The sequence below is a fragment of the Flavobacterium sp. LS1R10 genome (assembly GCF_003968825.1).
In the GTDB taxonomy this organism is placed as follows: Bacteria; Bacteroidota; Bacteroidia; order Flavobacteriales; family Flavobacteriaceae; genus Flavobacterium.
Genome location: NZ_RYDH01000003.1, coordinates 172,270 through 184,856 on the forward strand (window position 1 = coordinate 172,270; position 12,587 = coordinate 184,856).

General features: G+C 34.6%; 8 protein-coding genes and 1 CRISPR repeat array (1 of these 9 running past the window's edge). Of the genes, 2 read left to right on the top strand and 6 right to left on the bottom strand.

The window, feature by feature from the left end; all coding sequences use genetic code 11:
• Positions 1–2,649: a CRISPR direct-repeat array (repeat unit 36 nt; unit sequence GTTGTGGTTTGATTAAAGATTAGAAAACACGATATT) (it extends 216 nt beyond the left edge of the window).
• A gap of 368 nt (positions 2,650–3,017) precedes the next feature.
• Positions 3,018–3,539, top strand: a complete 522-nt coding sequence (locus tag EKL96_RS07905) for a transposase (RefSeq protein ID WP_126460523.1) — start codon at positions 3,018–3,020, stop codon at positions 3,537–3,539.
• Between the two features lie 9 nt (positions 3,540–3,548).
• Here the strand turns inward: EKL96_RS07905 and cas2 are convergent, their stop codons facing one another.
• The 6 genes from cas2 to EKL96_RS07935 form a co-directional block, all read right to left on the bottom strand.
• Complete coding sequence (gene cas2 / locus EKL96_RS07910) at positions 3,549–3,878, bottom strand: CRISPR-associated endonuclease Cas2 (RefSeq protein ID WP_126455227.1); 330 nt, start codon at positions 3,876–3,878, stop codon at positions 3,549–3,551.
• Entirely contained in the window at positions 3,854–4,768 is a 915-nt protein-coding gene (cas1, locus tag EKL96_RS07915; RefSeq protein ID WP_126460527.1) for a type II CRISPR-associated endonuclease Cas1, read from the bottom strand. Before cas1 ends, cas2 begins: the two co-directional genes overlap by 25 nt.
• A gap of 256 nt (positions 4,769–5,024) precedes the next feature.
• Positions 5,025–5,774, bottom strand: coding sequence for a shikimate dehydrogenase family protein (locus EKL96_RS07920; protein WP_126460530.1), 750 nt, complete (start codon positions 5,772–5,774; stop codon positions 5,025–5,027).
• On the bottom strand, positions 5,774–7,171 hold the full coding sequence (locus EKL96_RS07925) for a tetratricopeptide repeat protein (RefSeq protein ID WP_126460534.1): 1,398 nt from the start codon (positions 7,169–7,171) through the stop codon (positions 5,774–5,776). Before EKL96_RS07925 ends, EKL96_RS07920 begins: the two co-directional genes overlap by 1 nt.
• Positions 7,172–7,448: 277 nt before the next feature.
• A complete protein-coding gene (locus EKL96_RS07930; protein ID WP_126460537.1) occupies positions 7,449–8,639 on the bottom strand; it encodes an aspartate aminotransferase family protein in 1,191 nt (396 codons plus the stop codon).
• Positions 8,640–8,726: 87 nt separating this feature from the next.
• The gene (locus EKL96_RS07935; RefSeq protein WP_126460540.1) at positions 8,727–10,367 is read right to left on the bottom strand and encodes an OstA-like protein; all 1,641 of its coding nucleotides are present in this window, start codon (positions 10,365–10,367) and stop codon (positions 8,727–8,729) included.
• Positions 10,368–10,643: 276 nt separating this feature from the next.
• Here EKL96_RS07935 and EKL96_RS07940 point away from each other — a divergent pair, with 276 nt between their 5' ends.
• Positions 10,644–12,512 (top strand): alpha-amylase family protein, encoded by a 1,869-nt coding sequence (locus tag EKL96_RS07940; protein ID WP_126460543.1) that lies wholly within the window; start codon positions 10,644–10,646, stop codon positions 12,510–12,512.
• The last annotated feature ends 75 nt before the right edge of the window (positions 12,513–12,587 follow it).

Consider the following 12,587-nt stretch of genomic DNA (forward strand, 5'->3'; position numbering starts at 1 on the left):
ATTAGAAAACACGATATTAAAAACAAACTTCATCGTTTGCCTCTGTAGGTTGTGGTTTGATTAAAGATTAGAAAACACGATATTTTGAGTAGGTGTTTGAAATACTCTAACAGGTTGTGGTTTGATTAAAGATTAGAAAACACGATATTGGAACAAATCAAAAGGATATGCGGATAATAGTTGTGGTTTGATTAAAGATTAGAAAACACGATATTTTGGCGCAAGTTTAGCCACATAAGTGTCTAGTTGTGGTTTGATTAAAGATTAGAAAACACGATATTTTTCAAGCCGGACATGGTTACGCTGCAGGGTTGTGGTTTGATTAAAGATTAGAAAACACGATATTTGACGGAGCGACGTTAACTAATGAAGTAAGTTGTGGTTTGATTAAAGATTAGAAAACACGATATTTCTGGAATGGTTTAAAAACACACCGAATGCGTTGTGGTTTGATTAAAGATTAGAAAACACGATATTCAATCTTTCCGCTATGAGTTCTCTAGCAGGGTTGTGGTTTGATTAAAGATTAGAAAACACGATATTTACAATCCATTCTTTAATGGTAATACTTTGGTTGTGGTTTGATTAAAGATTAGAAAACACGATATTTGATAATTATCACTTATCAACTGATGGGTAGTTGTGGTTTGATTAAAGATTAGAAAACACGATATTACAACCGCGTGGAAGGTTATGAATTCAATGGTTGTGGTTTGATTAAAGATTAGAAAACACGATATTTTCGCCTGTAAAATTAGGATTAAACAAGGGGTTGTGGTTTGATTAAAGATTAGAAAACACGATATTGAATTGAATATCTGGAGTTGAAACAACATAGTTGTGGTTTGATTAAAGATTAGAAAACACGATATTTTTCAATGCCATAGCCGAAAGTGCACAGCAGTTGTGGTTTGATTAAAGATTAGAAAACACGATATTCTAATCCACATATTAGCAGATTGAGCAGAAGTTGTGGTTTGATTAAAGATTAGAAAACACGATATTCGTTGCTATACTCTTTACCGTCCACTTTAAGTTGTGGTTTGATTAAAGATTAGAAAACACGATATTCCATTGGCACAGCTATAACATTGTATACTGGTTGTGGTTTGATTAAAGATTAGAAAACACGATATTAATATCAATGTGGAGAGAGACCGCACGGGGTTGTGGTTTGATTAAAGATTAGAAAACACGATATTTAAGGGATGTTTTTCTATCATTAGGCAATAGTTGTGGTTTGATTAAAGATTAGAAAACACGATATTTTTGCTTTTTAATTATATTCGCTCCGTTTGGTTGTGGTTTGATTAAAGATTAGAAAACACGATATTTCTCTTACGGGTTTGACAAATATAATAAAGTTGTGGTTTGATTAAAGATTAGAAAACACGATATTAATATCTGAATGATTGTAATGCTGATAGTAGTTGTGGTTTGATTAAAGATTAGAAAACACGATATTCTTCTAATATCTCTAATAATTCCTGCATTGGTTGTGGTTTGATTAAAGATTAGAAAACACGATATTGCAGATACTATTCATGGGGAGTCCAGATGGGTTGTGGTTTGATTAAAGATTAGAAAACACGATATTCTAACAGCTTGTATAATTAATGCGGTATTGTTGTGGTTTGATTAAAGATTAGAAAACACGATATTCACTAACGCCTATTGAGTTTGAGGCTAGCGGTTGTGGTTTGATTAAAGATTAGAAAACACGATATTATTTACTAGAGGCAATATTTGCGCCCGCCTGTTGTGGTTTGATTAAAGATTAGAAAACACGATATTTAGCAGATGAATTAACTTTATTATCAATAGTTGTGGTTTGATTAAAGATTAGAAAACACGATATTACATCAGGAGTGTATAAATGAATTGTTGTCGTTGTGGTTTGATTAAAGATTAGAAAACACGATATTAGTATAATCATATTGAAAACGATTAGTAGGTTGTGGTTTGATTAAAGATTAGAAAACACGATATTAGAGAGAAGAAACACATGCCAATAATTCCAGTTGTGGTTTGATTAAAGATTAGAAAACACGATATTGAAACAAAGCGGGATTCACGTCGCTTTTTAGTTGTGGTTTGATTAAAGATTAGAAAACACGATATTTTCGTGCAATAACACACGGTGCAAAAGTAGGTTGTGGTTTGATTAAAGATTAGAAAACACGATATTCAGTAGTTCAAGCGCTATTCAATTGCCTATGTTGTGGTTTGATTAAAGATTAGAAAACACGATATTATTCCCGTTGGAATGCCACCGACTTCAAGGTTGTGGTTTGATTAAAGATTAGAAAACACGATATTCTACAGGAATATCAGAAGAAGGCATCAAGCGTTGTGGTTTGATTAAAGATTAGAAAACACGATATTCCCTAAAATATACAACCTCATAGTTTACGGGTTGTGGTTTGATTAAAGATTAGAAAACACGATATTAAAGAGTAATCAAAGAAGCGAGATCAAAAGGTTGTGGTTTGATTAAAGATTAGAAAACACGATATTTTTTACAAACGCTAAACACCTCATTCCGTCGTTGTGGTTTGATTAAAGATTAGAAAACACGATATTTTTTTAAAATCTCAGTTCTTTCTATATACGGTTGTGGTTTGATTAAAGATTAGAAAACACGATATTAGTTGGCTTGTTACCTTCTAATTATCAAAGGAATATGGGTGAATGTCGTATAAAAAAATGCCTCTTTTTTGGATTGATATCCCAATATTGAGGCATTTTTTTATTTCTATCAATAAAAATTCGATAAATGGTAGTAGAATCATAGTAAGAGGCAAGATTCAATGATTAATTTTTAGTGCAATCTGCAGGGACAGGTCGCGACCTGTCCGTACGTTATCCAAATGCAATAGGTATTGGGGATTATCCGCAAAATAATTTATATTTCGTTACGATTTGTGTGCAAGATAGAAAATGTTGTTTTGGGAATGTGAATAGGGCAGGGACAGGTCGCGACCTGTCCGTACACTAATTATGAAAAAGAAAAAATAATGAAAAATAGAAAGCGAAATAGAATGCTGGGATATGATTATTCGCAAAATAATTTATATTTCGTTACGATTTGTGTGCAAGATAGAAAATGTTGTTTTGGGAATGTTAATACGGCAGGAACAGGTCGCGACCTGTCCGTACACGAGCCAATGAATCCGTATATGGAATGGAATGAATATGGTTCTATTGCACAAAAACAATGGAATTGGTTGGATAATCAGTATGCGTATGTTATTTTACATTCTTTTATAGTAATGCCGAATCATGTCCACGCAATTTTGGAAATTGATAGTAATTTGATTTCTGATTGTGAAATAAAAATAAAATCAGTATCGGAACTAATTGGTGCTTATAAAACGACCTCATCAAAACAAATTCATTTAGCCGGTTTGTCTGATTTTGCCTGGCAGCGTTCTTTTCATGATCATATAATTAGAAACGATGGGTCTTATGAAAGAATTTATAATTATATCGAAACAAATCCTGAGAGGTGGAATACAGATGCGCTTTTTGAAAAATAAAATTATTGTTTAAAACAATTCCAACTGTGTTGGGGCATTACTATTTTCCTGTTTGGCTTTTCCTAAATAGTTGATAATCATTCCAAATTGTTTGTCGGTAATACGTAAAACACTAACTTTTCCTAACGAAGGAACGAGTCGGTTAATGCGTTTTTCATGAACATCAGCACTTTCTCCACTCGCACAATGCCTAATATAAACTGAAAATTGCATCATGCTAAAGCCATCTTTTAAGAGATTTCCTCGAAACTGAGAGGCATTCCTTTTGTCTTTTTTAGTTTCTGTAGGCAAATCGAAAAACACGAACAGCCACATTATTCGGTATCCGTTAAGTTCCATAATTTAGGATATTTAATTTTTTTTCGGTGACCTGTAAAACAGTGCTGGAGCGAACTAGCCGTTTTTTGCAATCCTACCATTAAAGGGCTTTTTTCTTCTTTGAAATAAACAGTTTGTGTCAGCATTTGTAATAGTTCCGCTTTTATTGCGGTGTTTAGTTCTTGTTCTTGATACCGGTTCATAATATCAAAAACTTTTTCGTCAACAATGGGACGAAAAGGTTCCATAATATCATCAGCAAGTGCAAAAGCATTGTATTTACTTTTATGATGAATACCAAGTGTATTCAATAATCCGCTTCCGGAAAGTGCTCTAGCTGTAGCGGCTCTTAAAATAGCATACCCGTAGTTTAAAAAATTGTTGGGATAATCACCATAACGTTCTCTTTTTATGCCATTTTTTTCATGATTAGGTAACGGAAAATTTTTCCAATATTGTTGTGCAGCAACGCCTTCCATATTTGTGGTGTCACCGCTTAATACTTTGCTAGCCAGAAACTCAAACGTATTTTTATTTTCAGTTATTTTTGCTAACAATTCCCCTTGATTTTTAATTTTTTCAATAATAGTTTGTTGCCATAGTTGTTTTTTCAGAGGAATTGAAGCTTCGATTTGATTTTTGAATATTTCCTGCTGAATGTGATGGCTGTTGAGGTTGAGTAACATTCCATTGGGTAAGTGGTTGCTACCACAAATAATAATAGCAGTATTATTTTCTACAATTAAGTTCATAGCAGGAATACTCAGATAAATTTCAGCATGATCGAGTACCAGAAAACCAATGTCTTCTATTGGAATGGTACTTTCTCTTATTTCTGATTTTAGTATTAGCTGTTGGTTTTTTGTCGTGATTGAGGATTTATTTTCGATAAGAATTGTTCTTTTGATCATAATTTAAGCCGTTAAATTAATTGCAAATATTTGATTATCAATCAAATTAACATATTTAATAATCAGTTATTTTACGGGAAACCTCAATCTGCCTTTTAAATTGCTGATATAAAAAAAGCGTCTCGTTTTAAAACAGTTTGATGCTGTTTTAAAACGAGACGACCTAAAGAAATTTTAATACTAATTATTTAGTTTAAGCGAGAGTTAAAACAATAATCTTGATTACGCTCGATTTGACAAGAAATAAACTTCTTAGTTATTTATTCCAAATCTTCCACGCTTTCTCTGCTTGAAAAATAAGCATATCCAAACCATTTTTGATTTGTGCTCCTTGCTGTTTGGCTTTTTTTAGGAATTGTGTTTCTGCAGGATTGTAAATCAAGTCAAATGCAATGTGCTTTCCTGTGAAAAACTCATACGGGATCAATGGAAACGCATCCACATTTGGACTTGTTCCTACTGGAGTCGAGTTGATGATGATTTGGTAATTGTCGAATGTTGTTGCGTTGATTCGGTTATACTCAATCGCATTTTCTTTAGCTTCTCTCGACACAAAAGTATAAGGAATGTCCAGTTCATCCAAAGCAAAAGCGACTCCTTTAGAAGCTCCTCCTGTGCCTAAAATCAAGGCTTTTTTGTGGTGCGGTTGCAACAGGGGTTCTAATGATTTTTTGAAACCATAATAATCGGTATTATACCCTTTCAACGTTCCTTTTTTGGTAATTTTGATGGTATTTACAGCGCCAATTAATTCCGCTTTTTTAGATAATTTATCCAGAAACGGAATGACGGTCTCCTTGTATGGAATAGTTATACTTAACCCTTTTAAATTTAAAGTGTTTTTTAGTATCTCTGGAAGTGCTGTTATTTCTGGAATATCAAAATTTTCATAGGTGCAACCAGTAAAATTTTCATTGTTAAATTTATCGGTAAAATATCCTTTAGAAAAAGAATAACTAATATTGCGACCCAGTAACCCAAAACGTTTTCTAACTGTTTCTGTCATTATTTTTTTTTATGTTTTGCAATGTAGTTTTGCACCATTTTTTTGGCCCAAACTACTGGAAATAAATCTTCTAAAAGGATGTAATTATCAAAATTTAATCGTAAGGCATTGCTTAAATGGAATTTTGCTTTTGTATTATCTGTTAGCATAAAATACAATCCTGCTAAGCGGTATTCAACTTCATTTTCTTCCGGAAAATATTCTGAAGCTTGTAATAAGGTTTGAATGGCACTTTCGAATTCTCCTAAAAATTGTAGAATATCCACCCAGAATAACCAGGTGTCAAGTTCAGTATCGCCAAATTCAACTGCTTTCCTGTATCCAAATTCAGCTTCTTCAAAGAAGTTCATTTGCTTATTGATAGTCGCAAAGCGTTTCCAATACAAGCGATTTTGGTTGTCAATCGCTAATGCTTTATTGACATAAAATAATGCTTTTTGGTAATTTTTTTGACGTACATAAAAATCCGTGATGGCAATCCAACCTTTATCTAAGAGTGGATCTTCATGCACTGTTTGATTGAAATATTTTAAGGCTAAAGCTTTGTTCCCTAATCTTTCATAACATTTTCCCATTCGAAGTAACGCATACGAAGTTGCATCATCTAATTCAATGGTTCTGCTATAACTTTCTATGGCTTTCTCGTATTTTTTTAATCGTTCAAAAGCTTTTGCTTTTTCCATGAAAGCACCAAGGAATTCATCATCAATTAAAGTAGCGTAATCAAAGGCACGAATCGCATTTTCATATTCTTTTACACCATAATGCAAACGGCCCAGTTGGTGCCAGGCAATTTCGCTGTATGGATTTTTGTCAATGTATTTATTTAAATAAGTAATCGCTTCTTGGTTTTGATCTAAAAATTCAAAACAATACACTACGTTATACAAAGCGGATTGGTCTTCCAGATCTTCTTCTAAACACTTGATGAAGCTTTCTTTTGCCAGTTCAAGATTGTCCATAAAAAGATATTCCATGCCTATTAAATTATAGACATCAGCATAATCATCTGTGTATTTTAACGCGGTTTGTAATAATTCAACCGCCTTTTCGTGTTGGTCTCTTTTGGAGCAGATATTGGCTTTTTGAATGTAAATTTCTTCATTGGTTGGTTCAATGGCATACAACTCGTTCAATAGCTTTTCGGCTAGTTCGAGTTTATCGTCATAAACTAGCATTTCCACCTGAACTAATTTTAGTCCGGTAGATTTTGGGTGCTGTTCTAATGCCAGTTTGAGTGCTTTTTTTGCTAAAGCGGCCTTACCCATATCGAGGTAATGAAGAATAATTTCTTCAAATTCTTCGGAGTCAAAAAAGAGTACTTTGTTGGTTTTCAACATGGACTCAAATTTAGACAATGATAAGTTATAGTCTTCTTCTTCGTTGCTTAATTGCATACTGTGTGTTTTTAATTTGGCCTAAATAAATTTAGGGAATCGTGCGTGTACTGCGAGGGAAAGTTGGAATTGTTGTGAACAATTTAATTAACAAAAAAAGGGGTAGTTTAAACGTATGCCCTAGCCCTGATAAGAGTGGAAATCCTTTTGCTTTTTGCTGACAAAAAGTAAAAGATTAAAACGGATAGCAGGAATAGCTCCCAATTTTTTTAATTGTTTTGAATAGGTATTTCAATATGTATCCAATAGTACAACTTCTGCTATCAAAAATCGTTAATCATTTTTCTTCAATCATTATTCCATCCATTACTTCTAATATGATGCTGCAACCTTCTCGTATCTCTTGTTCAGAAATGGTAAGCGGTGGCGTAATTCTTATGGCGCAATCTTCAAATAATAACCAGAATAAAATGAGTCCTTTGTCTTGACATTTAAGAATCACTTCGTTTGTTATATCGGCACTTTGGGTCATTGCAGCCAGCATCAATCCTTTTCCTCTTATATCCTGTATCAAAGGATGTACCAAAAGTGATCTGAATAGCTTTTCTTTCTCCATCGCCTCATCCATGAGATTGGTCTCGGTAATTTCCTGCAAAGTAGCCAAGCAGGCTGACGCAATGACAGGGTGGCCTCCAAAAGTCGTGATATGACCCAGTTTTGGATTATCGCTCAACAAATCCATCATTGCTGATGAAGCCGTAAAAGCACCTACAGGCATGCCACCTCCCATTCCTTTTCCCATAACTACGATATCAGGAACAACATCATAATTTTGGAATCCAAAGAGTTTTCCGGTTCTCCCAAAGCCTGGTTGGATTTCATCGAGAATCATCATTGCGCCCACTTCTGTGCAACGCTCGCGTACTTTTTTGAGATAATCATCGTTTGGCTGAATAAATCCGGCACCACCTTGAATGGTTTCCAGAATAATTCCAGCCGTTTTAGTGGTTATTTTTTGTAAATCGGCTTCGTTGTTGAAGGTAATAAAATCAACATCAGGTATCAATGGACGAAAAATTTGTTTGCGTTCTTCAAATCCCATGACGCTCATAGCACCCATTGTATTGCCATGGTATGCGTTATGACACGAAATCAATTGGCTTCTTCCGGTAGTTCTTCTAGCTAGTTTTAAAGCACCTTCAATGGCTTCGGTTCCTGAATTGACCAAATAAGTTTTATCTAAAGGTGCGGGCAGGAGCGAGGCTAACAATTTGCAATACTGAACCGCCGGACTTTGTGAATATTCGCCATAGACCATAACATGAGAATATTTGTCTAACTGATCCTTTATGGCTTGATTGACTCTAGGATGTTGGTGTCCCAATGTGCAAGCGGAAACTCCCGCCACAAAATCCAAGTATTTCTTAGCGTTCGTATCGTAAATATAAGAACCTATAGCATGTGAGACTTCCATGCCCAATGGATATGGTGAGGTTTGCGCTTGGTATTTTAAGAAATCTGGATTCACGGTTATTTGTTTAATCTTTTATTTGTTAAATTGACAGAACGGTGATTGAATACTACTCCCGAAGTGTCGGGACTGCTCACTGCTGACTTACTTCTTCTTCTTCTTCTTCTTCTTCTTATCGTAATTCAGGGTTTCTTTTCGGATTTTCATAGGAATATCCTCTTTGGCCTCTGCCGCTTTAGTTGCTTTATCTATTTTATCGTTGTCTTCATTTTCTTCGGCAGGAAAAATATCGTCCTTGGATTTTATTCGTTCCTCTCCTCGCCAAAGCAGTCCTCTTAGGATACGGGCATTTTCTGGCAACTCTTTCTCTGGATAAATATCGCCATCCACTTGCTGGAAAAACGTGATAGTTTCTATCGCATTTTCTTCTAAAATAAGATTGATTTTGCTGCTTACATTCTTATTGATACCAATGAGTTCCTGAGCTTCGTTGCGCATGTAATAAATGACTTCGGCATTCTTTATAATATCAACATCATGGAGTTTTCCGTCTTTAAATTTCCCATAGAGATTTTGACCCTTGACTTGATTATATCCAGTTCCTATCGTGTCTTTGGAGACTATAAACGTGTTATTGAGTACTTTGAGCGAATCTAGTTTTTGGGTATTGTTGTCTCCTATGAGATGCATGACATCTCCTGTGATTTGGTTTTCTGCGTTCCAAAGTATTGGATTTCCAATCATTTTGGTCAACGCTGTTTTAGAACTTGAATGAATCGAATCACATTTTCCGCTCATATCAGTTTTGAAAAACCGGACATTGTTAAACGCTCTGATAATTCGGTTTCCTTCTTTTCCAGTAACCATTAATTTTTTTCCATGGATGTAAACCGAGTCATTTTCGACAAAATTCACGGCAACAGCTCTTTTGGTTACGTACATAGAATCCAGTTTTTTATACACTTCAGCATAATGCCCTTTTATAATTCCGCGATTGATGGAATCCGTTATTTTTACGTTTCGCGTTGCCGATGCAAATTCCCGGTTTCGATCATAGTACAAACTGTCGCCTTTAATCACCCGATCATCGTATTTGATGTACGATTTATTCAGGAAATGAGCCAGATTTTTTTTGGTATCATAAAATCCTTTTTCGGTGTATATATAATTGGCTTTACTGGTAATTGTGGATGGTCCAAAAAGATACGAATGCCCGGAATTACTGAAATAATCCAAGTGATTTGATTTAATTACATAGGTTGGATTAGTAATAGTAACAGCTGTAAGGAATTGGAATTTCTTTTGTTTCACATAATATCTTCCTGAATTGCTTTTTAGCGTATTGTCTTTATTGGTAATTGTTCCTGGCGTATCGTAAAATACTTCTTGAGTGTTTCGGTCAAAATTAATAATCTCTGTTACCAAAGTCGCATCAGGGGAACTCATTACGGCATCTCCGGAAGCATAGGCTTTTTTTACATTTCCATTGTATTCCGCATATTTACTGTTTAGGAATAAAGTGTCACCTTGCACCATTTGAACATTGCCAAAAGCCTTGATGTAGTTTTCTTTTTGAAAATAATACGCTTTATTACAAGTCATTATCACTCCATCATGATTGACACGTACGTTCCCAATCAGCAATAATGCATCCGGTATTTCTACCTGATTTACATCGGCAAAATCTGAGTTTTCTACAATAATTTTTTTTGAGGCTTGCGCCAAAACTAAATTAGCAGTGAACAGTATGAAACAGTAATGAAGGAAAAACAACGATTTTTTCAATGGATTTAATTTTTGTCAAATTTATGAAAAAGGATACAATCCTAATCCATATTAGGATTTATTTATAATTAGTCAAAAGTGCATGATAAACGATGACTTTTCCTTTTTAAAGTTATCAACAAATGCGGCAACTCCTTCGTTGTAGTTTGTTCTAATGGAGAGATGATTATATAATTTCAAACAATATAGAGTTCTTTATATTTAAAAAATATTAAATTTAAAAATTGATATTCATTTTAGTATCAAAAGAATTAAAATCAGCATAAATAATTTTATATGATGAAAAAAACAACTATTGTTGCCGGTATAAGCGTAGTGCTTTTGGCGACAGCCTGTAAAACGAAAGAGTTAAAAATGAATACGGAACAAAAGGAGTCAGTTTCCCATAAAAAAGAAGTGGTGTATCAGGTTTTTACCCGATTATTTGGGAATAAAAATACGAACAACAAGCCTTGGGGCACCATTGAAGAAAATGGAGTAGGAAAGTTCAACGATTTTACAAATACGGCCTTAAAGGAAATAAAGGATTTGGGAGTTACTTATATTTGGTACACTGGAGTTCCGCATCATGCTGTGATTAGGGATTATTCCGCTATTGGAATATCTAATGATGATCCGGAAGTGGTCAAAGGACGAGCCGGTTCTCCTTATGCCGTAAAAGATTACTACAATGTGAATCCAGATTTGGCTGTAAATCCTGAAAATCGTTTGCAGGAATTTGAAGCTTTAGTTGCGCGAACTCACCAAGCTGGATTAAAGGTGATTATCGATATTGTTCCCAATCACATTGCGCGAAAGTATGAAGGAAAAAGTAATCCGGTTGGTGTCAAAGATTTTGGTGCAGATGATGACACGACCGTTGAATACAAAAGAGACAATAATTTTTATTATATTCCAAATACACACTTTGAAATCCCTGACACAGACAAGCCATTAAATGGAGAAAAGAATCTGTTAATTGATGGAAAATTTGTAGAAAGTCCAGCAAAATGGACTGGGAATGGTTCTCGTATGGCAAAACCAGATCGAAATGACTGGTATGAAACCATCAAAGTAAATTACGGTATTCGTCCGGATGGTTCCAAAGATTTTCCGGAACTTCCTGCTGGTTTTGATTCCAAATCCTATCAGGAACATTTCGATTTTTGGAAAGGAAAAGATGTTCCAAACTCTTGGGATAAATTCAAAGACATTGCCTTGTATTGGACGGCAAAAGGAGTCGATGGTTTTCGATTTGACATGGCCGAAATGGTGCCGTATGAATTTTGGAGTTATATGAATTCAGCCATTAAAGTAAATAATCCGAATGCTTTTTTATTAGCCGAAGTCTACAATCCTAAAGAATATAGAAATTATATTCATCTAGGTAAAATGGATTATTTGTATGATAAAGTAGAAACGTATGATAAATTGAAAGATATCATTCAAGGAAAAGCATTGCCTGATGGATTATCTGACATCCAAAACGGAATTTCAGATATTGAGCATCACCTGTTGCATTTTCTGGACAATCATGATGAACAACGTTTAGCAAGTCCGGAATTTGCGGGAACGCCACAAAAAGGGAAGCCTTTGATGGTGGTTTCTACAACCATAAGTACGTCGCCTACGATGGTTTATTTTGGACAGGAAGTAGGAGAGGCTGGAAATGAAAATGCTGGATTTGGTACCCATTCCAGAACGTCAATCTTTGATTATATAGGTGTTCCTAATCACCAACGCTGGATGAACGGAGGAAAATTTGATGGTGGTCAGTTAACGCAGGATGAAAAGGACTTGCGAGATTTTTATAAAAAATTATTGAATTTCTCTTTGAATAGTACTGCTTTAATGGGGAAATACCAAGAAATACAAACGGTGAATCGCCATATGACTCAAGGATACGATTCTGGAATTTATGCATTCACACGCTGGTCTGATACGCAAAAATTAATCGTTATCACTAATTTTTCCTGGCTTACTACTAGCAATTTTGAGTTAAAAATCCCTTCAGATGTAATCCAAAAATGGAATTTGAAAGACGGAAATTATACACTTACGGATCAATTATACCATAAAAGTTATGTTGAGCTGAAAGTATTCAATGGTGAAGGAAACGCGAAAATTACAATAGCACCTTCAGAATCGTTTATTTATCAATTGTAAAGGATTTTTAGTTAGCAAAAGGATAAAAAAAAGCTGATATAAATTTATATCAGCTTTTTTTTAGCTCAAACGAAT

What these genes read in the sequence shown, in the direction of transcription:
- cas1 (WP_126460527.1), bottom strand. Translation starts at nt 4,768, where the DNA reads ATGATCAAAAGAACAATTCTTATCGAAAATAAATCCTCAATCACGACA.
- EKL96_RS07905 (WP_126460523.1), top strand. Translation starts at nt 3,018, where the DNA reads ATGAAAAATAGAAAGCGAAATAGAATGCTGGGATATGATTATTCGCAA.
- EKL96_RS07925 (WP_126460534.1), bottom strand. Translation starts at nt 7,171, where the DNA reads ATGCAATTAAGCAACGAAGAAGAAGACTATAACTTATCATTGTCTAAA.
- EKL96_RS07920 (WP_126460530.1), bottom strand. Translation starts at nt 5,774, where the DNA reads ATGACAGAAACAGTTAGAAAACGTTTTGGGTTACTGGGTCGCAATATT.
- EKL96_RS07940 (WP_126460543.1), top strand. Translation starts at nt 10,644, where the DNA reads ATGATGAAAAAAACAACTATTGTTGCCGGTATAAGCGTAGTGCTTTTG.
- cas2 (WP_126455227.1), bottom strand. Translation starts at nt 3,878, where the DNA reads ATGGAACTTAACGGATACCGAATAATGTGGCTGTTCGTGTTTTTCGAT.